19 protein-coding genes and 1 pseudogene are annotated in these 21,167 nt (G+C 71.6%); 2 read left to right on the top strand and 18 right to left on the bottom strand.

What is annotated here, in order from left to right:
• Positions 1-91 precede the first annotated feature (91 nt).
• Together BJK06_RS15900 and BJK06_RS15895 are read right to left on the bottom strand one after the other, a co-directional pair.
• On the bottom strand, positions 92-1,477 hold the full coding sequence (locus BJK06_RS15900) for a glycine--tRNA ligase (RefSeq protein ID WP_070418704.1): 1,386 nt from the start codon (positions 1,475-1,477) through the stop codon (positions 92-94).
• Positions 1,478-1,591: 114 nt separating this feature from the next.
• Positions 1,592-2,641 (bottom strand): aminotransferase class V-fold PLP-dependent enzyme, encoded by a 1,050-nt coding sequence (locus BJK06_RS15895; RefSeq protein ID WP_070418703.1) that lies wholly within the window; start codon positions 2,639-2,641, stop codon positions 1,592-1,594.
• Positions 2,642-2,711: 70 nt separating this feature from the next.
• On the opposite strand from BJK06_RS15895, the gene BJK06_RS15890 reads away from it, so the two are divergent.
• On the top strand, positions 2,712-3,638 hold the full coding sequence (locus BJK06_RS15890) for a LysR family transcriptional regulator (RefSeq protein ID WP_070418702.1): 927 nt from the start codon (positions 2,712-2,714) through the stop codon (positions 3,636-3,638).
• 52 nt (positions 3,639-3,690) lie between these two features.
• Here the strand turns inward: BJK06_RS15890 and BJK06_RS15885 are convergent, their stop codons facing one another.
• The 15 genes and pseudogenes from BJK06_RS15885 to hrcA all read right to left on the bottom strand — a co-directional run bounded on the left by BJK06_RS15885 (position 3,691) and on the right by hrcA (position 19,426).
• Entirely contained in the window at positions 3,691-4,488 is a 798-nt protein-coding gene (locus BJK06_RS15885; protein WP_070418701.1) for an isoprenyl transferase, read from the bottom strand.
• 236 nt (positions 4,489-4,724) lie between these two features.
• Positions 4,725-5,447, bottom strand: a pseudogene (gene recO / locus BJK06_RS15880) (DNA repair protein RecO); the annotation flags it as partial.
• A gap of 246 nt (positions 5,448-5,693) precedes the next feature.
• On the bottom strand, positions 5,694-7,463 hold the full coding sequence (gene leuA, locus BJK06_RS15875; RefSeq protein WP_070418700.1) for a 2-isopropylmalate synthase: 1,770 nt from the start codon (positions 7,461-7,463) through the stop codon (positions 5,694-5,696).
• A 430-nt stretch (positions 7,464-7,893) separates the two neighbouring features.
• On the bottom strand, positions 7,894-9,294 hold the full coding sequence (locus BJK06_RS15870) for an ABC transporter permease (RefSeq protein ID WP_070418699.1): 1,401 nt from the start codon (positions 9,292-9,294) through the stop codon (positions 7,894-7,896).
• Positions 9,291-10,043, bottom strand: a complete 753-nt coding sequence (locus BJK06_RS15865; protein ID WP_070418698.1) for an ABC transporter ATP-binding protein — start codon at positions 10,041-10,043, stop codon at positions 9,291-9,293. The genes BJK06_RS15870 and BJK06_RS15865 overlap by 4 nt, the downstream gene beginning before the upstream one ends.
• Before the next feature lie 136 nt (positions 10,044-10,179).
• Positions 10,180-10,854 (bottom strand): response regulator transcription factor, encoded by a 675-nt coding sequence (locus BJK06_RS15860; protein ID WP_070418697.1) that lies wholly within the window; start codon positions 10,852-10,854, stop codon positions 10,180-10,182.
• Positions 10,851-12,098 carry a sensor histidine kinase gene (locus BJK06_RS15855; RefSeq protein WP_139201858.1) on the bottom strand — a complete coding sequence of 416 codons (1,248 nt, stop codon included), beginning with the start codon at positions 12,096-12,098 and terminating at the stop codon, positions 10,851-10,853. The genes BJK06_RS15860 and BJK06_RS15855 overlap by 4 nt, the downstream gene beginning before the upstream one ends.
• A 68-nt stretch (positions 12,099-12,166) precedes the next feature.
• Positions 12,167-13,105 carry a GTPase Era gene (era, locus tag BJK06_RS15850; RefSeq protein ID WP_070418695.1) on the bottom strand — a complete coding sequence of 313 codons (939 nt, stop codon included), beginning with the start codon at positions 13,103-13,105 and terminating at the stop codon, positions 12,167-12,169.
• Positions 13,102-14,424, bottom strand: a complete 1,323-nt coding sequence (locus BJK06_RS15845; RefSeq protein WP_070418694.1) for a hemolysin family protein — start codon at positions 14,422-14,424, stop codon at positions 13,102-13,104. The genes era and BJK06_RS15845 overlap by 4 nt, the downstream gene beginning before the upstream one ends.
• Before the next feature lie 4 nt (positions 14,425-14,428).
• Positions 14,429-14,890, bottom strand: a complete 462-nt coding sequence (ybeY, locus tag BJK06_RS15840) for an rRNA maturation RNase YbeY (RefSeq protein ID WP_070418693.1) — start codon at positions 14,888-14,890, stop codon at positions 14,429-14,431.
• Positions 14,887-16,026, bottom strand: a complete 1,140-nt coding sequence (locus BJK06_RS15835) for a PhoH family protein (RefSeq protein ID WP_070418692.1) — start codon at positions 16,024-16,026, stop codon at positions 14,887-14,889. Before BJK06_RS15835 ends, ybeY begins: the two co-directional genes overlap by 4 nt.
• Positions 16,016-16,369: a histidine triad nucleotide-binding protein gene (locus BJK06_RS15830; protein ID WP_070418691.1), complete on the bottom strand. Its 354-nt coding sequence runs from the start codon at positions 16,367-16,369 to the stop codon at positions 16,016-16,018. The genes BJK06_RS15835 and BJK06_RS15830 overlap by 11 nt, the downstream gene beginning before the upstream one ends.
• A 50-nt stretch (positions 16,370-16,419) precedes the next feature.
• Positions 16,420-17,169 (bottom strand): 16S rRNA (uracil(1498)-N(3))-methyltransferase, encoded by a 750-nt coding sequence (locus BJK06_RS15825; RefSeq protein ID WP_070418690.1) that lies wholly within the window; start codon positions 17,167-17,169, stop codon positions 16,420-16,422.
• Positions 17,169-18,281, bottom strand: coding sequence for a molecular chaperone DnaJ (gene dnaJ, locus BJK06_RS15820; RefSeq protein WP_070418689.1), 1,113 nt, complete (start codon positions 18,279-18,281; stop codon positions 17,169-17,171). Before dnaJ ends, BJK06_RS15825 begins: the two co-directional genes overlap by 1 nt.
• A gap of 128 nt (positions 18,282-18,409) precedes the next feature.
• Complete coding sequence (gene hrcA, locus BJK06_RS15815; protein ID WP_070418688.1) at positions 18,410-19,426, bottom strand: heat-inducible transcriptional repressor HrcA; 1,017 nt, start codon at positions 19,424-19,426, stop codon at positions 18,410-18,412.
• A gap of 108 nt (positions 19,427-19,534) precedes the next feature.
• On the opposite strand from hrcA, the gene BJK06_RS15810 reads away from it, so the two are divergent.
• Entirely contained in the window at positions 19,535-19,924 is a 390-nt protein-coding gene (locus BJK06_RS15810; RefSeq protein ID WP_070418687.1) for a DUF4870 domain-containing protein, read from the top strand.
• 1 nt (position 19,925) lies between these two features.
• Here BJK06_RS15810 and hemW read toward each other — a convergent pair whose 3' ends face one another.
• Positions 19,926-21,143: a radical SAM family heme chaperone HemW gene (hemW, locus tag BJK06_RS15805; protein WP_070419548.1), complete on the bottom strand. Its 1,218-nt coding sequence runs from the start codon at positions 21,141-21,143 to the stop codon at positions 19,926-19,928.
• Between the last annotated feature and the right edge of the window lie 24 nt (positions 21,144-21,167).

Genomic DNA, 21,167 nt, shown 5'->3' with positions numbered 1-21,167 from the left:
CGCGCCGCGCATCAGCGTGGTTCGGGGTGCCTTTGGTTGTGCGAACGGCCGCGCCGACGCGCGAAGCGGCGCCGACGCGGCCGCACCGCGCCTACGCGCCGAGCAACCGCGCCGCGAGGTACCCCTGCAGCTGGTCGAGCGCCACCCGCTCCTGCGACATCGTGTCGCGCTCGCGCACCGTCACGGCCTTGTCCTCGAGCGTGTCGAAGTCCACCGTGATGCAGAACGGCGTGCCGATCTCGTCGTGGCGACGGTAGCGACGCCCGATCGCCCCCGCGTCGTCGAAGTCCACGTTCCAGTACCTGCGCAGGTCGTCCGCGAGGCCACGCGCCACCGGCGACAGCTGCTCGTTGCGGGACAGCGGCAGGACGGCGGCCTTGACCGGAGCGAGCCGCGGGTCGAGCCGCAGGACCGTGCGCTTGTCGACGCCGCCCTTCGCGTTCGGCGCCTCGTCCTCGTGGTAGGCGTCGAGCAGGAACGCCATGAGCGCGCGGGTGAGACCGAACGACGGCTCGATGACGTACGGCACGTACTTCTCGTTCGCGGCCTGGTCGAAGTACCGGAGGTCCTTGCCGGAGGACTCGATGTGGTTGTTGAGGTCGAAGTCCGTGCGGTTCGCGACGCCCATGAGCTCGCCCCACTCGGTGCCCGCGAACCCGAAGCGGTACTCGATGTCGGCGGTGGCGTCGGAGTAGTGCGCGCGTTCCCCGTCCGGGACGTCGAAGCGCCGCAGGTTCTCCGGGTCGATGCCGAGGTCGGTGAAGAACGCGACCGAGTCGGCGATCCACTGCTCGTAGTGCTCCTGCGCGGAGGCCGGCGGCACGAAGTACTCGATCTCCATCTGCTCGAACTCACGCGTCCGGAAGATGAAGTTGCCGGGCGTGATCTCGTTGCGGAAGGCCTTGCCGACCTGGCCGATGCCGAACGGGGGCTTCATGCGGCTGGTCGTCACGACCTGCGCGAAGTCCACGAAGATGCCCTGCGCGGTCTCGGGGCGGAGGAAGTTCAGGCCCTCTTCCGACTCGACCGGGCCGAGGTAGGTCTTGAGCATGCCGGAGAACTCGCGCGGCTCGGTCCACTGGCCGCGGGTGCCGCAGTTCGGGCACGCGATCTCGGCCATGCCACCCTCGGGCTGCCGGTCCTTCTTCGCCACGAACGCCTCGATGAGGTGGTCTTCGCGGAACCGGTGGTGGCAGTGCAGGCACTCGACGAGCGGGTCGGTGAACGTCGCGACGTGCCCGGACGCTTCCCACACCTTGCGCGGCAGGATCACGGCCGAGTCGAGGCCGACCATGTCACCGCGGCCGCGGACGAACCGCTGCCACCACTGCCGCTTGATGTTCTCCTTCAGCTCGACGCCGAGGGGCCCGTAGTCCCACGCGGAGCGCGATCCGCCGTAGATCTCCCCCGACTGGAAGACGAAGCCACGGCCCTTGGCCAGGGCGATGACGCTGTCGAGACGGGAGGACTGTGCCACGGGATGCTCCAGAGGTCGCCGAGCTGGGTGCCCGGTTCGGAAACGTACCGGGCAAGCGTACCGGCCCCACGGGCCTCGGCGGACGGGAGGCGCGGTCCCTGTGGAGAACGCGCCTCACCCCTCCGGTCTGAAGCCGTCCACGGCGCCCAGCGCGTCCGCCACGCGCGTCACGTCGTCCTCGTCGTTCCAGAGGTGGAACGCCAGCCGGAGCCGACCGGCCCGCCCGCTCGCGGTGATCCCGGCTGCCGCGAGGGCCCGGAGGGCCGCGCCGTCGGCGTCCGCGAACGTCGTGATCGCCTGCCCGCTCCGAGGTGACCCGAGCGTGTCGGCGAGCCGGTCCGTGAGACGCGTGGCGTGCCTCCAGGACGACGTCGCATCGAGCGCGGCGACGTGCCGGAGCGCAGCCACCGCGCCCGGCCACGCCTGCCACGCCGGCGAGACGTCGAACCGACGCGCGTCGTCGGCGAGCCGCATCGCGGGGCCGTAGCAGGACGCCCACAAGTCGGCGCCCGCGTACCACCCGGCCTGCACGGGGCGGAGCCGTTCGAGCGCGGCGTCCGAGAACGTCGAGAAGGCGACCCCGCGCGGCGCGCACAGCCACTTGTACGCGTGCGTGACGGTCACGTCGAACGGGGCAGCGTCCGCCGGGAGCACGCCGGCGGCCTGCGTGAGGTCGCACAGCGTGAGCGCGCCGACGGTACGAGCCGCTTCGAGGACCGGCCCCGGACCGGTGACGACGCCGCTCGACGACTGCACCGCGGACCAGGCGACGAGCGACGTCCCGGGCCGCACCGCGTCGGCGAGGGAGGCGAGCGGGACGCTCCGGACCCGGATCCCGCGGTGCGCCTGGGCGAGGAACGGGAACACGAGCGAACTGAAGTCGCCGTCGGGGACGACGACCTCGGCGCCGTCCGGCAGCGCAGCGGCGACGACCGCGACCATGGCGGAGGTCTGCGACCCGGTGGCGACCCGGGCCCGATCCACGCCGACGATGCGCGCGAAGAGCGAGCGGCCCTCCTCGACGAGCGCACCGTACGCGACCGGCGTGGACGCGGCGTGCTCCCACTCGTCGAGGTCGGCGCGCATGGCGGCGAGCGTGCCGCGCGTGGGGAGTCCGGCGGTGCAGGCCGCCAGGTAACCGGAGCCATCGACGAAGGAGTCCATGCCTCCACGGTGGCGCGGGACCGCCCATCACACCAGGGCAGGCTTCTTCGATCCCCCATAACATGACGTTGTGGACGACCTCGATCCCCAACTCCTCCGTGTGCTGCGCGCCGTCCGTGACGCCGGCTCGATCAGCCGCGCGGCCGCCGCCCTCGGGTACAGCCAGCCCGCGGTGAGCCAGCTGCTCGCCCGCGCCGAACGCCGCACCGGCCACGAGCTCGTGCTCCGCGGAGCGCGCGGCGTCACGCTCACCGAGTCGGGACGGGTCCTCGCCGACCACGCCCTCGCGGTGCAGGCAGCCCTCGCGGCAGCGCAGGAGGACCTCGACGCCGTCGGCGGCCTCGCCCGCGGACGGGTGCGGATCGCCGGGTTCCCGAGCGCGTCGTCGACCCTCGTGCCGCCGGTGCTCGCCGCGATGTCGGCCACGAGCCCGGGCGTGGTGACCTCGTACATCGAGGCCGAACCGCCGGAGGCCGTCGAGCTCCTCCGCCGCGGCGAGGTCGACGTGGCGCTGACGTTCTCGCACGCGTTGCAGGGCGACGACGTCGGCGCCGACCCGACGCTCACGACCCGGGTGCTCGGTCGCGACCCGCTCGTCCTCGTGACGCCTGCCCCGGCGCTGAGCGGGTCCGCGCGCGGTACCGCCGCGGTCGCGGACCTCGCCGCCTTCCGCGAGGCGCGCTGGATCGGCGGGTGCCCGCGGTGCCGAGGGCACCTGCTCGCGTCGTGCGCCGCCTCCGGCTTCACCCCGGACATCGTCCTCGAGACGGACAACGCCGCGGCGGTCGTCGGGTTGGTCGCGGCGGGCCTCGGTGTGGCCCTGCTCCCCCGCCTCGCGCTCACGACCACCGTGGTGCCGCCCGGCGTCTCGGTCACGCCGGCGAGCGACGAGCTCGCGCGGCGCGTCGAAGTGGTGGTGGCACGGGGCGCGGACCGGGTGCCGAGCGTCCGCGCCGCGCTCGACGCGGTCCGCGGCGCGGCGCACCTGCTCGGCTGAGCCGGGGACCGTCGGACGGGAGGCACGGGTCGGCGCCGACCCGCGCCTCCTGTCAGGCCGTCGGTGCGTCCACCGCCCCGCCGAACCGTCGATCGCGGCGCGCGTACTGCTCGATCGCTCCCCACAGGTCGGTGCGACGGAAGTCCGGCCACAGCCGGTCGAGGAACACCATCTCGGCGTACGCCGACTGCCACAGCATGAAGTTGGACGTCCGCTGCTCCCCCGAGCTCCGCAGGAAGAGGTCGACGTCCGGCAGCTCCGGCACGTACAGCCGCTTCGCGAGGGCCTTCTCGGTGACCTGGCTCGGCTTGAGGCGCCCGGCGGCGACGTCCTCGGCCATGCCCCGGACCGCGTCGACGATCTCGTTCCGACCGCCGTAGTTGACGCACATCGTCAGCGTGCAGACGTCGTTGTCGGCGGTCATGCGCTCGGCGGTCTGCAGCTCGTCGATCACGCTGCGCCAGAGCCGCGGCCGACGTCCCGCCCACCGGATCCGGACGCCCCACGCGTTCAGTTGGTCGCGGCGGCGGTGCAGGACCTCGCGGTTGAAGCCCATCAGGAAGCGGACCTCGTCGGGTGAGCGCTTCCAGTTCTCGGTCGAGAACGCGTACGCCGAGACGTGCTTGACGCCGATCTGCACGGCGCCGGCGACCACGTCGAGGAGCGATGCCTCGCCCGCGCGGTGCCCCTCGACCCGGGTGAGGCCGCGCTGGTTCGCCCATCGGCCGTTGCCGTCCATCACGATCGCGACGTGCTCGGGGACGAACTGCAGCGGGATCGCCGGAGGGTGCTCACCCGTCCAGTCGACGGGCTTCAGCGGCTCGGACTCGGCGTACCGGCGAGGGCTCATGCAGGGGTTCCTCCGTGGTCGGACGGCTGGTCGGGCGCGTTGCCCGGCACGTTGCCGGTCGCGTTGCCGGGCGTGTTGCCGGGCGCGTTGCCGGGCGTGTTGCCGGGCGCGTGGTCGGTCGCGTGGTCGGTCGCGTTGCCGGACGGGACCGGCGGCTCCGGCAGCGTGGGTGCCGGGGTCGCGGCGACCGCGGCGGGCACACCACCCGGTGTCGGATGGACCGGGGACGGGTGCTCGGTGCGGTCGACGTGCGGCAGCGACCGGAGCGATCGTTCCAGGTGCCACTGGGCGTACGCCGCCACCACGCCGGACGCCCGGGAGCGCGTGCGCTCGTCCGACGCGTCCACCGTGCTCCAGTCGCCGGCGAGCAGGGAGCCCAGGAGCTGCAGGGTGTCCGGGTCGAGCCGCGGTGTCCCCGGAGGCGCCGCGTGGTCCGCCACCACGCCGCCGAGCTGCACGACGAACGCCGAGTGCGGCCCGGGCTCGCCGGTGACCGCGCAGTCGCGGAACGACGGCGCCCACCCTGCGATGCTCATCGCGCGCAACAGGTACGAGTCGAGCGTCGCACTCGTCACGTGCTCGCCGCGCGCCAGCGACCGGAGCGCCCCGACGAGGAGCAGGTACTGCTGCAGTCCGGCGTCCGCCTCGCTCAGGCGGTCGGCGGTCTCGACCATCGCGCTGGCGGCGGTGTAGGCCCCGTAGTCGGCGACGATCTGCGCGCCGTACGAACCGAGCGACTCGGCCTGCGTGACGATGTCGAGCGAGCGGCCCTCGTAGAACTGGGCGTCGACGACCATGAACGGCTCGAGCCGGGACCCGAACTTCGACGCGGTCCGCCGGACGCCCTTCGCCACCGCCCGGATCTTGCCGTGCTGCCGGCTCAGCATCGTGACGATGCGGTCGGCTTCACCGAGCTTGTGGGTGCGCAACACGACGCACTCGTCCCGGTACAGCGGCATTGGTCCAGTATCCCCCGCGCCACCGACGCTCCGCGCCGCGCCGCTCGCGGCGCGCGATCGGGCGGGCGTCGAGCGGGCGCGACACGTCGCTCACGTCCGCCGAGCGGGCGGAAGGCGCCGCTCGCCACCGACGAGCGGGACAGAAACCTCCCGCTCGCGGCGCACACGCACGCACGCACCAGCGCGCCCACGCACAGGAGGCGCGGTGCGGGTCGGACCCGCACCGCGCCTCCTGGACGGAACGCGTTACGCCGAGACCAGCTCCGACGCGCCGGACGCAGCCCCCGCGCGCACCGCGCGGTTGACCGCCGAGACGATCGCCTTGAGCGACGCGGTGGCGATGTCGGCGTCGATCCCGACGCCCCACAGCCGGACGCCGTCGACGTCGAGCTCGACGTAGGACGCGGCTTGCGCGTCACCCGAGGCGCTCATCGTGTGCTCCGAGTAGTCGTAGAGCGTCACGTCGACGCCCTGCTCCCGCATGACCGTGAGGAACGCGTCGATCGGGCCCGTCCCGACGGCGTCGGACGCGATCGAGCCGTCGTCGACGCGCAGGGCGACCGAGAGCTTCGTCGTGCCGTCGAAGTCGCTCGACGTCGCCGTCTTCGTGATCTCGTAGCGGCCCCACTTGTCGGACTCGTCGGCCGCGGGCAGGTACTCGTCGCGGAAGAGGTCCCAGATGCGCTCGGACGAGAACTCGCCGCCCTCGGCATCGGTGCGCTGCTGCACGACGCCGGAGAACTCGATCTGCAGCTTGCGGGGCAGGTCGATCGAGTGGTCCGTCTTGAGCAGGTAGGCGACGCCGCCCTTGCCGGACTGGGAGTTGACGCGGATCACGGCCTCGTAGGAGCGGCCGATGTCCTTCGGGTCGACGGGCAGGTACGGCACCGCCCACGCGATCTCGTCGATGTCCTTGCCGGCGGCCGCGGCCTTGGCCTTCATGGCCTCGAAGCCCTTGTTGATGGCGTCCTGGTGCGAGCCGCTGAACGCCGTGTAGACGAGGTCGCCCGCCCACGGCTGGCGCTCCGGCACCGGCAGCTGGTTGCAGTACTCGACCGTGCGCTTGATCTGGTCGATGTCCGAGAAGTCGATCTCGGGGTCGATCCCCTGCGTGAACAGGTTCATGCCGAGTGCGACCAGGTCGACGTTGCCGGTGCGCTCACCGTTGCCGAACAGGCAGCCCTCGATGCGGTCGGCGCCGGCCATGTACCCGAGCTCCGCGGCCGCGACGGCGGTGCCGCGGTCGTTGTGGGGGTGCAGGGAGAGGATGACGTCGTCGCGGTGGGCGAGGTTGCGCGACATCCACTCGATCGAGTCGGCGTAGACGTTCGGCGTCGCCATCTCGACGGTCGCCGGCAGGTTGATGATCACCTTGCGGTCGGGCGTCGGCTCGAAGACCTCGAGCACGGCGTTGCAGATCTGGACCGCGACCTCGAGCTCGGTGCCCGTGTACGACTCGGGCGAGTACTCGTAGAACACCTTCGTGTCGTGCTGCAGGTTCGCCTCGGCCGCACGGCACAGCTTCGCACCGGACACCGCGATGTCGACGACGCCCTGCACGTCGGTGCGGAACACGACCTCGCGCTGGACGATCGACGTCGAGTTGTACAGGTGCACGATGGCCTGCTTCGCGCCGTCGATCGCCTCGTACGTGCGGTTGATGAGGTGCTCGCGTGCCTGGGTCAGCACCTGGATCGTGACGTCGTCGGGGATCGCGCCCTCGTCGATGAGCGAGCGGACGAAGTCGAAGTCGGTCTGCGAGGCGCTCGGGAACCCGACCTCGATCTCCTTGTAGCCCATCCGGACGAGCAGGTCGAACATGGCGCGCTTGCGCTCGGAGTCCATCGGGTCGATCAGGGCCTGGTTGCCGTCGCGCAGGTCGACCGCGCACCACCGCGGTGCCTCGTCGATGCGCTTCGTCGGCCAGGTGCGGTCCGGGAGGTCGACACGGATCTGGTCGTGGAACGGGACGTACTTGTGGATCGGCATCCCGGAGGGGCGCTGGGTGTTCTGCATCGTTTCGTCGCTTTCGTCGTCAGGTGTGGGTCAGGCCACGACGGACTCCGCGACGAGGTGGGCCGTTGTGTCAGGCCTCGTCGCGGCAGCGAAGGAGGAGGAGCGCCGAGTACATCGCGTCAACGGTAGCACCGGCGGCGGTCCGTGTGACAGACCGAGCCGCCGCGGGGCGCCGAGGTCGCGGGGCGCCGCGGTCGCACGACCCGCGTCCCGCAGCGGGGGCGCCGAGGTCGCACGACATGCCGTGGCCGGCGCGTCGAGGTCGCACGAACCGTCGCCCGCTGGCGCCGCGAGCGACACTTCGTGCGACCTCGGCCGGCCCGAGCGACCGATCGTGCGACCTCGGCGACCTCGGCGACCTCGGCGACCTCGGCCGGCCCGAGCGACCGAACGTGCGATCCGAGCGACCCGAACGACCGCGTGCGGCGCGTCAATCGACCGCCAGCGCCTCCGTCGGCGGCACCCGCATCGCACGCCGCACCGGCGCGATCGTCGCGACCACCGCGAGGACCAACGCTCCTACGACCACGATCCCCACCGTCAACGGCGGCAGCACCGGCGTCGTCGCGAAGCCGAGCGAACCGAGCAGCGTCTGCCCACCGACCCACCCGTAGAAGGTTCCGAGCACGAGCCCGGTGACGACGGCTGCGACGACCATCTGGACGGCCTCGGTGACGATCATCCGTCGGACCTGCGCCCCGGTCAGCCCGAGCACCCGCAGCAGCCCGAGCTCCCGGCGGCGCTGCAGCACCCCGAGGGCGAGCGCGTTCACGACCCCCACCGCGGCGATCACGGCGGAGAACCCGACGATGACGCTCACGACGGCGTTCAGCTGGACGAAGAAGTCACGCTGCCCCTCGAGCATCTCCTTCGTCATCTGCCCCTGGTCCATGGCCTGCAGCTGGGCACCGAGCACGTGCTGCATGATCCCGAGCGCCACGGCGAAGGTGACGAGCAGGGTGACGCCGATGACGAGCCCGATGGTCGCCCGTGCGGACCGGCCGGGCGCGCGCATGGCGTTGCGGCCGGCGAGCAGGACGACGGGGTCACGGGCCCCGATGCGTCCGATGAGCTGCAGGACGGGCGGCATCACGATCGTCGCACCGACGGCCACCCCGGCGAAGGAGACGAAGCCCCCGAGCGCTGCCGGCAGGACCGCGATGGGCGAGAGCCCGCTCGCGAGCAGCCCGACGAGCAGGAGCAGGCCACCCGCAGCCATGAGCACGATCGCCCAGACCTTCCGAGCGGTCCCGGAGCGGACGTCGTCGTGACTCGGTTCGACGCTCGACGAGAGCGCCTCGAGCGGGGTCACGGTGAGCACCCGCCGCGAACCGGCCGCGAACGCACCCCAGGTCGCGAGGACAACCGCCACGACCGGGAGCACGAGCTCCCACGGCACGATCGTGTACGCGGTGTCCGGCAGGAACCCGTTGCCCCGCAGCACGACGACGAAGAGCGCACTGAGCCCCGTGCCGACGACCGCCCCGATCAGACCGCCGAGTACCCCGACGACGAGGCCGGTCCGGTTGATCCGTGCACGCAACGAGGCGCCGGTCGCCCCGACGAGCCGCTGCAGCGCGATGATGCGGGTCTGCCCGGCGATGAGCGTGGCGCAGGTGTTCGCCGTGACGATCGCACCGACGTAGAGGGCGATGCCGAGGAAGAGCCACCCGACGACCGAGAGGATCGCCTTCACCGGGCCGAGCTCGGAGAGACCGGAGGCCGCCAGGGCCTCGGTGACGATCCCCGGCGCGATGACCAGTGCCGACCCGAAGGTGGTGCCGAGCGCCGCGACGAGGACGGTCGGGGCGAACGCGCGGACGCCGTTCACGCTGCGGTCTCCATCCCGAGCATCGTGGTCGAGATCGCCGCGGCATCCATCGCCGGACGATCCCCCACCACACGACCATCCGCCAGGAACAGGATCCGATCAGCATTCGCCGCAGCCACCGGATCATGCGTCACCATCACCACGCTCTGCCCCCACTCTGACACCGCACCCCGCAAGATCTGCAACACATCACGACCCGTCCGCGAATCCAACGCCCCCGTCGGCTCGTCCGCGACCACCACCGCCGGCCGCGACGCCAACGCCCGCGCGATCGCCACCCGCTGCTGCTGCCCACCCGACAACTGGTGCGGACGATGCGACAACCGATCCCCCAACCCCAGCATCTCGACGAGACGATCGATCCACGCCGACTCCTCACGAGTCACCTTGTGCCCGCCCAACAGGAACGGCAACCGGATGTTCTCCCCCACGTCCAACGTCGGCACCAGGTTGAACGACTGGAACACGAACCCCAACCGACGACGCCGCAACTCCGTCAACTCCCTGTCACCCAACCCCGTGACGTCCACCCCGTCGATCCAGATCCGACCCGACGACACCTGGTCGAGCCCCGCCGCGACGTGCATCAACGTCGACTTCCCCGAACCCGACGGCCCCATCACCGCCGTGAACTCCCCCGCACCGATGTCGACACTCACATCGTCCAACGCCGTCACCCGCCGTACAGCATCGCCGTAGAACTTCGAAACGCGGTCGAGACGGATGATCGGTCTGCTGCTCGTGGTCATGACTCCACGATGACGGCCAGGAGGCACGCCCCGCGTCGGCCCAGCGGCTCCTGTGGATCGTCCGCTCGGCTCCACTGCCTGGGGAGAAGTCATCCTGGCGGATGACGGACCGTCAGCGCGCAGCGCGCAGCCGCCGTCAGTCGGCCTTCGCGACCAAACCGTGCTCGTGCGCGAACACCACGAGCCGCACCCGGTCCCGCAGCTCGAGCTTCGTGAGGACGCGCGAGATGTGCGTCTTCACCGTCGCCTCGCTCACGTACTCGTGCTGCGCGATCTCGCTGTTGCTGAAGCCCCGCGCCGCCAGGTCGAAGATCTCCCGTTCGCGCGGCGTCAGGTCCGCGAACGCGGCCGGCACCGAGGCCGCCTGCTCGCTCGTGTCCTCGTAACGGCGGAGGAGCTCACGGGTCGCCGACGCCGCGAACACCGCGGTCCCGGCGTGCACCGTGCGGATCGCCGCGAGCAGGAACTCCGGGTCGGCGTCCTTCAGCACGAACCCGCTCGCGCCGGCTCGGATCGCCTTCGCCGCTGCCTCGTCGAAGTCGAACGTGGTGAGCACGAGCACCTTCGCGCCGTCGGTCCCGCTGTCCTCGACGATGCGGGCGGTGGCGGTGATGCCGTCCATCACCGGCATGCGGACGTCCATGAGTACGACGTCGGGACGCCCGCGCCGCACGAGCTCCACGCCCTCGGCACCGTCGCCGGCCTCGCCGACGAACTGCAGGTCGGCCTGCGAGTCGATGAGCATCCGGATGCCGGTGCGGAACAGGGCCTGGTCGTCGACGAGCGCGATGCGGATCGGGGTGTCGTTCATCGGCCGGTGCGCTCCTGGAGGGTCGAGGGTGTGGTCGGGACGAGCCCGCGCGGCATCTGGCCGCTCGCGGGGACGGACGGCATCCGGACCGCGACCGCGAAGTCGTCGCCCCGCGGTCCCGCGGTCATCGTCCCCCCGGTCATGGTGGCACGTTCGCGCATGCCGACCAGCCCGTGTCCGGTGCCGGGCCCGCGCGTGCCGTCATCGGCGCGCCGGTTGACGACTGTGATCTCGACGGTGTCCGGCCGGTACGTGAGGCTCGCGCGCACCGGGGTGTTCGGCTCGCCGTGCTTCCACGCGTTCGTCAGGCTCTCCTGGACGATCCGGTAGACGGCGAGCTGTGTCGTGGTCGGCAGGCCCGACGAATCGCCCTCGCGCTCGACCCGCACGTCGAGGCCGACGCCACGCATCTCGCCGATCAGCCGGTCGATGTCGTCGATCTCCGGGGTCGGTGCGGTGCCCTGCTCGTGCCGCAGCGCACCGAGCAGTTCGCGCACGTCGCCGAGGGCACGGCGGGCGGTGCTCGAGATCGTCCCGAGCGCTTCGTCGGCGATGGCGGGATCCGCCTTCAACGCGTACCGGGCACCGTCCGCCTGGGCGATCACGACCGCCAGCGAGTGCGCGACGATGTCGTGCATGTCCCGGGCGATCCGGACGCGTTCCTGCTCCACGGCGACGGCACGATCGGCCCGTGCGGCGTCGCGCTCGGCGAGGAGCTGGGCCTCTCGGCTCATGCTCGCCGACCGCCGGGTGCGGAGCACGAGACCGGCGAGCCACGGCAGGAGGAGCAGCAGCAGCACGATCGCGAAGTACGCGATCGCGACCTTGAGCGACTCCTGCTCGGGCGTCGTCGCCGTCACGATGCCCTGCCGCTGCCGGTAGTCGTCGAGACCGAGGTAGACGGCCGCCGTCACCGGGCCGACGATCGACGACACCAGGCCCGCCAGCCGGACGCGCCGGCTGCCGTAGCGGCTCGTCGAGTACACCACCCCGGCGATGAACGCGTTCGACAGGTCGGGCATCTGCAGGGTGACCATCTCGAGGACGGCGAACACCCACGCCACACCGAGCGCGAGCCCCGGCGACAGGCGCCGGAGCGCCAGCGCGGCCGTCATGCCGAGGACCGTCAAGAGCGCGAACGGCGAGTCCAGTCCCCGCGCGGTCACGACGAGCACGAGCGCGCCGAGCAGGACCGCGATCACGACGTCGGTGATCACCTGCGCGCGCAGCATGGGACGGAACACCACACCACGGTACGTCCAGGAGGCGCGGTGCGCGTCCGCCTCCAGGTTGACGTCAGCAGACGATCGGGTCAGAAGCCGAGTCGCCCGAGCTGCTTCGGGTCGCGCTGCCACTCCTTCGCGACCTTCACCCGGATGTTGAGGTACACGTGGCGGCCGCCGAGCAGCGCCTCGATCTCGGTGCGGGCCCGCGACCCGACGTCCTTGAGACGCTCCCCCTTGCGGCCGATGACGATCGCCTTCTGACTGTCCCGCTCGACGAAGAGGTTCGCGAAGATGCGCAGCGGGCCGTCCGGTTCGTCGTCCTCGTCGGGCTCGACGACGTCCTCGATCACGACGGCGAGCGAGTGCGGCAGTTCGTCGCGCACGCCCTCGAGCGCGGCTTCGCGGATGAGTTCGCCGATCCGCTCCTCGTCGGTCTCCTCGGTCACCGCGGCGTCGTCGTAGAGCTGGGGCGACTCGGGCAGCAGCGACGTGATCACGCCGAGCAGGTCCTCGAGCTGCAGTCCCCTCGTGCCCGAGGTCGGCACGATGGCGTCCCACTCGCGCAGCTTCGACACCGCGAGCAGTTGCTCCCCGACCTTGTCCTTGGCGGCCCGGTCGATCTTCGTGACGATGGCGACCTTCTTCGCACGCGGGTACTGGTCCAGCGTGTCGTTGATGAACCGGTCGCCGGGGCCGATCGGCTCGTTCGCCGGGACGCAGAGCCCGATGACGTCGACGTCCCCGAGGGTGGACTGCACGAGGTCGTTCAGCCGCTCGCCGAGCAGGGTGCGCGGTCGGTGCACGCCGGGGGTGTCGACGATGATGACCTGGCCGTTCGGTCGGTGCACGATCCCGCGGATGGCGCGGCGGGTGGTCTGCGGCTTCGACGAGGTGATCGCGACCTTCTGGCCGACGAGCGCGTTCGTCAGCGTGGACTTCCCGACGTTCGGGCGCCCCACGAACGAGACGAACCCGGCGCGGTACGGCTCGGTCGGTCCGGCGGTGGCTGGCGTGGTGTCGGTCATGCGTGCGTGGTTCCCGTCGTGGTGGATGCTGCGTCGTCGAAGGCGTCCTCGACGTCCGCGAGTCCGGGCGTGCGCTCGGCGAGCACGGTGATGAGGTGGCGGCGCTTGCCCTCGACCCGGTCGGCCGTGAGCACGACGCCGGACACGGTGACGCTGTCGCCGCTGATCGCCAGGTGGCCGAGCTCCTTGGTGAGCAGCCCGCCGGCGGTGTCGACGTCGTCGTCCTCGAGCTCGATGCCGAACAGGTCGCCGAGGTCGTCGATGGGCAGTCGGGCGGAGATCCGCCAGACGCCCGGCTCGACCTCGACCCGGTCGACCACGGCGCGGTCGTACTCGTCCGAGATGTCGCCGACGAGCTCCTCGATGAGGTCTTCCATCGTGACGAGCCCGGCGACGCCGCCGTACTCGTCGACGACGAGCACGAGGTGGTTCTTCGCGACCTGCATGTGGCGCAGGGTGTCGTCGGCGGCCTTCGACTCCGGCACGAACTCCGCCGGGCGGAGGAGCGTCGTGACCCGCTTGGTACCGGACCCCGGGCGCTCGTACAGGGCCCGGGCCACGTCGCGCAGGTAGAGGACCCCGAGCACGTCGTCGCTGCCCTTGCCGGTGACGGGCATGCGGGAGACGCCCGCGGCGAGGAACTGCTCCATGCCGCTCGCGAGGGTGTCCGACCCGTCGACGGTGAGCATGTCGGTGCGCGGCACCATCACCTCGCGCACGAGGGTGTCGCTGAACTCGAAGACCGAGTGGATGAGCTCGCGGTCGTCCTGCTCGAGGACGTTGCTCTCGGTGGCCTCGTCGACGAGCGACAGCAGCTGCTCCTCGCTCGACACCGTCGACGCGCTGCCCCCGCGCCCGGGCGTGACGCGGTCGCCGATCGCCACGAGCAGGCCGGCGAGCGGACCGAGCACGATGCGCACGGCCCGGACGAGCCCGCCCGTGGTCGCGATGAGCCGTTCGGCGTGCGCGCGACCGACGCTGCGCGGGCTGGACCCGACGAGGACGAACGACACCGCGGTCATGATCGCGGCGGCCACGATGAGCGCGACCCACCACGTGTCGAAGACCATCACGAGCGCGATCGTGACGAGCACGGCGGCGGCGGTCTCGGCGAGCACCCGGAAGAAGTTGAGCGCGTTGACGTGTGCCCCGACGTCGTCGCCGACCGCCTCGATGGCGCGGCGGTGCTTGCTCTCCCGCGCGATCTCGTCGAGGTCGGCGCGGGAAAGGACGGAGAGCGCAGCGTCGGACGCGGCGAGCAGGCCACCGACGACGACCAGCACGAACGCCACCGCCAGCAGGCCGACGACGAGCAGCATCAGCTCACCGCCCGCGGCGCTGGGCGGCGAAGGCCGTGAGGATCTCGCCCTGCAGCCCGAACATCTCCGCCTTCTCGTCCGGCTCGGCGTGGTCGAACCCGAGCAGGTGCAGGATGCCGTGGCAGGTCAGCAGGAGCATCTCGTCGGTGCTCGAGTGCCCGGCGGTCTTCGCCTGTTCCTCGGCAACCTGCGGGCAGAGCACGATGTCGCCGAGCAGCCCGGCGGGCGTCGGGTCGTCCTCGGTGCCCGGACGGAGTTCGTCCATCGGGAAGCTCAGGACGTCGGTCGGCCCGGGTTCGTCCATCCACCGGACGTGCAGCTGCTCCATCGCGCCCTCGTCGACGAGCACGATCGCGAGCTCCGCATCGGCGTGGACGTGGAGCGCGTCGAGCGCGAAGGCGGCGAGGCGCTGGATGGCTGCCTCGTCGACCTCGACGCCGGACTCGTTGTTGAGCTCGATGCTCACCGGTTCCCTCCTCGGGAGTCGTTCTGGGGGTACGGGGAGCGCTGGCGGTCCTGCGGCGGACGCCCCCGTCGCTCGGCGCGGTTCGCACCGGCGGGGTTCGGCGTGGCGGCGCTGCCCCGGCCGCCCGGGCGGTACCCGGACTGCTCGGCGAGGCGTTCCTCGTCGTAGACGGTGTAGGCGTCCACGATCCGTCCGACGAGCGTGTGGCGGACGACGTCCTCGCTGCCGAGGCGGGCGAAGTGGATGTCGTCGACCTCGCCGAGGATGCGCGTGACGAGCCGGAGCCCGGACAGGTTGCCCGGCAGGTCGACCTGGGTGATGTCACCCGTGACGACCATCTTCGAGCCGAACCCGAGCCGCGTCAGGAACATCTTCATCTGCTCGGGCGTCGTGTTCTGCGCCTCGTCGAGGACCACGAACGAGTCGTTCAGCGTGCGTCCGCGCATGTACGCCAGCGGGGCAACCTCGACCGTGCCGGCGGCCAGGAGCTTCGGCACCAGCTCGGGGTCCATCATCTCGTTGAGCGCGTCGTAGAGCGGACGCAGGTACGGGTCGATCTTGTCGGTGAGGGTGCCCGGCAGGAAGCCGAGCCGCTCGCCGGCCTCGACCGCGGGGCGCGTCAGGATGATCCGGGTGACCTCGCGCCGCTGCAGCGCCTGGACGGCCTTCGCCATCGCCAGGTACGTCTTGCCGGTACCGGCGGGGCCGATGCCGAACGTGATCGTGTGCTCGTCGATGGCGTCGACGTAGGCCCGCTGCCCGTCGGTCTTCGGCCGCACGGACTTGCCGCGGCTCGACACGATCGGCGTGCCGAAGGTGTCGGACGGCTTGCGGTCCTCGTCCAGGAGCTTCGCGGAGACGGGGATGTCGGACGGCCCGATGTCCTGCCCGCGCTTCACCATGCCGACGAGCTCGTCGACCAGGGCGTGCGCGCGCGCGACGTCGCGTTCGGGCCCGGTCAGCGTGACCTCGTTGCCACGCACGAGCACGCGGACGCCCGGGTACTGGCGTTCGACGGTCTTGAGCAGTCGGTCCTGGGGGCCGAGCAGCTGCACCATGGCGATGCCGTCGACCTGGATCGAGGCCGACACGTCCGTCGGGTCGGCCGGGGTGGGTGCTGGTTCGTTAGCCGGCAAGGGTGCCTTCCTGCAGTTCACCTGCGAGTACGTGCGCGTGCACGTGGAACACGGTCTGACCGGCGGCTTCGCCGGTGTTGAAGACGAGTCGGTACTGGCCGCCGGCGCGCTCGTCGGCGATGCGCTGCGCGGTGGCGACCAGGTGGGCGAGGAGGTCCGGGTCACCGGCTGCGAGCTCGGTGACGTTCCGGTACTGCTCGGTCTTGGGGATGACGAGCACGTGGACGGGTGCCTTCGGCGCGATGTCCTCGATGGCGATCACGCGGTCGTCCTCGGCGACGACGGTCGCCGGGATCTCGCGCGCGATGATCCGGGAGAAGATGCTGGGCGTGCTGGTGCTCATGGCTCCATCGTAGAACGCGGTACCGACGCCACGCCTTCCCGATCCGGGCGCTACCAGCGACCGAGCAGCGTCTGGAGAACCGCGAGCGCGGCCGGGCCGGCGGTGGACGTCCGGAGCACCGTGTCGCCGAGGCGGACCCGGACGGCCCCGGCGGCCACCAGCCGGTCGAACTCGGAACCGTCGATGCCGCCCTCGGGTCCGACGACGAGCACGATCTCGGCGACGTCGCTCGGCGGTTCCCACTCGGAGAGCCGGACGTCGCCGACCGGGTCCAGCACGAGGACGGCGCGAGCACTCTCGGCCGCACCGGGAGCCGGAGCCGCGAGCTGCCCGGTCGTCACCGGCGCGTCGACGACGGGCACCCGGGAACGGATCGCCTGCTTCGACGCCTCGTGCGCGATCGCCGTCCAACGGGCGCGGCCCTTCTCGACCTTCGCGCCGTCCCAGCGGGAGACGCTGCGGGCCGCCGACCACGGCACGATCCGGTCGACACCGATCTCGGTCGCCGCCTGCACCGCCATCTCGTCGCGGCCGCCCTTCGCGAGCGCCTGCACGAGCGTGAGCGTCGGTGTGGGTGCGTCGTCGACGGCGACCGTGGACACCGCCAACGAGAGCGTGTCCCGCCCGAGCGCGGTCACAGCCCCGGTCACGACGGTGCCACGACCGTCGGACAGGCGCAGCGTCTCCCCCACCCGGACCCGGGCGACCGTGACGGCGTGGCGTCCCTCCGCCCCGTCGAGCGGGACGGTGTCGCCGACCGTGACGCCGTCGAGCGACCCGACGAGGTAGAGCGACGCCATCAGAAGTTGAAGAACCGGTCGCGGAGCTTGCCGAACATGCCCTGCTGGAAGCGGGCGAGCTGCGGCTTCGCGGCCTTGTGCGACTTCGCGAGCTGCTCGACGAGCTGCCGTTCCTTGTGCGAGAGCTTCGTCGGCGTCACGACCTGCACACCGACACGGAGGTCGCCGCGACCGTTGCCCCGGAGCTTCGTGATGCCGCGGTCCTTGATCACGAGGACGTCGGCGCTCTGCACACCCGGCCGGACCTCGAGCTCGACCGGGCCGTCGAGCCCGTCGATCGTCGCGGTCGTCCCGAGCACGGCGTCGGTCATCGCGACCTCGAGCGTGGCGAGCAGGTCGTCCCCGTCGCGGCTGAACACGTCGTGGTGGCGCACCCGGATCTCGAGGTAGAGGTCACCGGAGGGGCCGCCGGCCGGACCGACCTCGCCCTGGCCGGGCATCTGCAGGCGGAGCCCGGAGTCGACCCCGGCGGGGACGTCGACCGGCACCGTGCGGCGGGCGCGGACGCGTCCCTGGCCCTGGCACGTCGGGCACGGGTTCGGGATGACGGTGCCGTACCCGCGGCAGGTGCCGCAGGGCGCGCTCGTCACGACGTTGCCGAGGAGCGAGCGGACCTGGCGCTGGATGTGGCCGGTGCCGCCGCAGATGTCGCACGTCTGCGCGCTCGTGCCCGGCGCGCAGCAGGAACCGCCGCACGTCTCGCACAGCACCGCGGTGTCGACCTCGACGTCCTTGTGGGTACCGAAGACGACCTCGTCGAGGTCGACGTCGATGCGGAGCAGGGCGTCCTGTCCGCGCTCGGCACGGCTGCGCGGGCCGTTGCCACGACCGCCGGCGCCACCGCCACCGAAGAACGCGTCGAAGATGTCGCTGAACCCGCCGGCTCCGCCACCGAAGGGGCTGTCGGCCTGGGGCCCGGCGTCGTACCGGCGGCGCTGCTCGGGATCGCTCAGCACGTCGTACGCGTGCGTCACGTCCTTGAAGCGCTCGGCCGCGTCGGGGCTCGGGTTCACGTCCGGGTGCAGTTCGCGCGCCAGACGGCGGTACGCCTTCTTGATGTCGGCATCGGAGGCGTCCTTCTGGACGCCGAGGACGTCGTAGTGGTCTGCCACGTATCCCTCAGTCGGTTCGGTTCGGTCGGTCGGGTGCGGCGGTCGCCGCGGTTCTGGTGGTCGTCGGTGGGCCTGGAGGCGCGGGTCGCCCCGTCGGGACCGGCTCGCTCAGGCGCGTGGGCACCTGGTCAATGTTCACCCAGGAGTTTGGACAGGTACCGTGCGACGGCGCGCACGGCGGCCATGTTCGTGCCGTAGTCCATCCGGGTCGGCCCGAGCACGCCGAGCCGGGCGAGTTCGCCGCCGGCCAGGTACCCGCCGGCGACGATGCTCGTCGCGTCGAGCCCGTACTCGGCGTTCTCCACGCCGATGCGCGCCGCGACGCCGTCGTCGATCTGCATCTCACCGAACAGGCGGAGCAGGGTCACCTGTTCCTCGATCGCCTCGAGCACCGGGAAGAGCCCGCCCGAGAAGTCCTGCTCGCTCTTGGCGAGGTTCGCCGCACCGGCCATCACCAGGCGGTCCTGCCGGTTGGCGGCGACCTGCTCGATGAGGGTCGCGACGACGACCCCGGCGAGCGGTTGGGCGTCGGGGCGGATCTGCTGCGGCACCGCGCGGAGCGCCGTCGAGACGTCCTGCAGCAGCAGCCCGACGCCGGCGCCGTTCACCACCGTGCGGAGTTCGGTGAGCGAGCCCTCGTCGAGCGCCACGTCGGTCTCGACGACGCGCTGCTCGACCCGGGCGGTGTCGGTGATGAGCACGACCATCAGGCGGTTGTCGCCGAGGCGGACGAGCTCGATGTGCTGGACACGCGCGCGCACCATCGAGGGGTACTGCACGAGGGCGACCTGGTTCGTGAGCTGGCTGAGCAGCCGGACCGTGCGGCCGAGGACCTCGTCGAGGTCGTTCGGCGCCCCGAGGAACGTCTCGATCGCGTGCCGCTGGGCGCTGGACAGCGGCCGCGCGCCGGCGAGGTGGTCGACGAAGACGCGGTACCCCTTGTCGGTGGGGACGCGACCGGACGAGGTGTGCGGTGCCGCGATGAGCTGCTCGTCCTCGAGCTGGGCCATGTCGTTCCGGATCGTGGCGGCGCTGACCCCGAAGGCGTGTCGCTCGACGATCGTCTTCGAACCGACCGGCTCGCGTGACGCGACGTAGTCCCGCACGATGGCCTTGAGGACCTCGAGGCTGCGTTCGCTGACCACCCGGACCCCTTCCACTCGATCTGGCACTCGGACGTGTCGACTGCTGATCCTACGCCCGACCACCGACGGACCGGGACTTCTCCACACGCCTGCCAGTACGCTTCCGCCATGACCTACGGACAGCAGCCCGGTGGCCCCCAGTTCCCGGGCGGGTACCAGCCGCCCCAGCCCATGTCGCCCGAGGACCAGCGCCTCTGGGCCACGCTCACGCACATCGGCGGGATCTTCTTCAACTTCGTCGCGCCGCTCGTGGCCTACCTCGTCCTGCGCGATCGCGGCGGCTTCATCCGCGAGCACACGCGCGTGGCACTGAACTTCCACATCACGATGGCGATCGCCTACGTCGCCGCGGGCCTCTTGACCATCGTGCTGATCGGCGCGGTGCTCCTGCCGGTGATCGGGATCCTGACGATCATCTTCGGGATCATGGCCGCCGTCGCCGCCAACCGCGGGCAGTTCTACCGCTACCCGCTCTCGATCGAGTTCATCAAGCAGTAGCTCAGTCGAGCAGCTCGCGGACCACCGCGTCCGCGAGCAGGCGACCCCGCAGGGTCAACTCGATCCGTCCCCGCACCGCGGCCGACCCGTCCACGAGACCACGTGCGATGAGGCCGGCGACCCGGCCCCGTGCCTCCTGGCCCAGCTCGCTCGTCGCCAGCTCACCGCGGACCCGCGCGGCGAGCAGCACGCGCTCGACGTACCGGGTCTCGTCGTCGAGGGTCTCGCGGCCGGCCGCGGGCGACTCGCCCTGGAGCACCCGGTTCGCGTACGCGGCCGGGTGCTTCACGTTCCACCAGCGGGTGCCGGCGACCGCGGAGTGCGCGCCCGGGCCGACGCCCCACCAGTCGTGGCCCTTCCAGTAGGACAGGTTGTGCCGGCTCGCGTGGTGGTCGCCGCGGGACCAGTTCGAGACCTCGTACCAGGAGTACCCGGCGTCGCCGAGGACCTGGTCGGCCAGCTCGTACATGTCCGCCGCGAGGTCGTCGTCCGGCGCCGGCAGCTCGCCGCGTGCGACCATCCGGCCCATCGCGGTGCCGTCCTCGACGATGAGCGAGTACGCCGAGACGTGGTCGGGCGCACACGCCAGGGCCGCGTCGAGCGAGGTGCGCCAGTCGTCGAGGGACTCGCCCGGCGTCGAGTAGATGAGGTCGAGCGAGACGTCGAGCCCCTGCTGCTTCGCGGCGTCCACGACGAGCGGCACGCGCTCGGGGTCGTGCGTCCGGTCGAGCGTCGCGAGCACGTGCGGCACCGCGGACTGCATGCCGTAGCTCACGCGGGTGAACCCACCGGCGCGCAGCGTCGCCAGGGACGACTCGTCGACGGAGTCCGGGTTCGCCTCGGTCGTGACCTCGGCCCCGGGCAGGATGCCCCAGGTGTCGTCGATCGCCCGCAGGATCATCACGAGGTCGGACGCCGGCAGCATCGTCGGCGTCCCTCCGCCGAAGAACACCGTCGACACCGGGCGCCGCGGGACGCCGGAGCGGGCGAGGACGTCCGCCGCGAAGCGGATCTCCTGCACGGCGTGCCCGGCGTAGTCGTCCCGCCGGACCCCGCGGAGCTCGGACGCCGTGTAGGTGTTGAAGTCGCAGTAGCCGCACCGCACGCGGCAGAACGGCACGTGCACGTACACGCCGAACGGGACGTCACCCGCGGACGCCGCGGGCGAGAGCAGCCCGTCCGCTGGTGCGGGATCGGCGATCGGGAGAGCACTCGGCATGGACTCCATTGTCCGTCATGATGG

Origin of the sequence: Curtobacterium sp. BH-2-1-1 (genome assembly GCF_001806325.1) — a bacterium.
In the GTDB taxonomy this organism is placed as follows: Bacteria; Actinomycetota; Actinomycetes; order Actinomycetales; family Microbacteriaceae; genus Curtobacterium.
The sequence above is the reverse complement of the archived record's forward strand: the minus strand, read 5'-3'. Positions and strand labels throughout refer to the sequence as shown.

What these genes read in the sequence shown, in the direction of transcription:
- BJK06_RS15895 (WP_070418703.1), bottom strand. Translation starts at nt 2,641, where the DNA reads ATGGACTCCTTCGTCGATGGCTCCGGTTACCTGGCGGCCTGCACCGCC.
- BJK06_RS15885 (WP_070418701.1), bottom strand. Translation starts at nt 4,488, where the DNA reads ATGAGCCCTCGCCGGTACGCCGAGTCCGAGCCGCTGAAGCCCGTCGAC.
- leuA (WP_070418700.1), bottom strand. Translation starts at nt 7,463, where the DNA reads ATGCAGAACACCCAGCGCCCCTCCGGGATGCCGATCCACAAGTACGTC.
- BJK06_RS15865 (WP_070418698.1), bottom strand. Translation starts at nt 10,043, where the DNA reads ATGACCACGAGCAGCAGACCGATCATCCGTCTCGACCGCGTTTCGAAG.
- BJK06_RS15860 (WP_070418697.1), bottom strand. Translation starts at nt 10,854, where the DNA reads ATGAACGACACCCCGATCCGCATCGCGCTCGTCGACGACCAGGCCCTG.
- era (WP_070418695.1), bottom strand. Translation starts at nt 13,105, where the DNA reads ATGACCGACACCACGCCAGCCACCGCCGGACCGACCGAGCCGTACCGC.
- BJK06_RS15845 (WP_070418694.1), bottom strand. Translation starts at nt 14,424, where the DNA reads ATGCTGCTCGTCGTCGGCCTGCTGGCGGTGGCGTTCGTGCTGGTCGTC.
- BJK06_RS15830 (WP_070418691.1), bottom strand. Translation starts at nt 16,369, where the DNA reads ATGAGCACCAGCACGCCCAGCATCTTCTCCCGGATCATCGCGCGCGAG.
- BJK06_RS15825 (WP_070418690.1), bottom strand. Translation starts at nt 17,169, where the DNA reads ATGGCGTCGCTCTACCTCGTCGGGTCGCTCGACGGCGTCACGGTCGGC.
- BJK06_RS15810 (WP_070418687.1), top strand. Translation starts at nt 19,535, where the DNA reads ATGACCTACGGACAGCAGCCCGGTGGCCCCCAGTTCCCGGGCGGGTAC.
- hemW (WP_070419548.1), bottom strand. Translation starts at nt 21,143, where the DNA reads ATGCCGAGTGCTCTCCCGATCGCCGATCCCGCACCAGCGGACGGGCTG.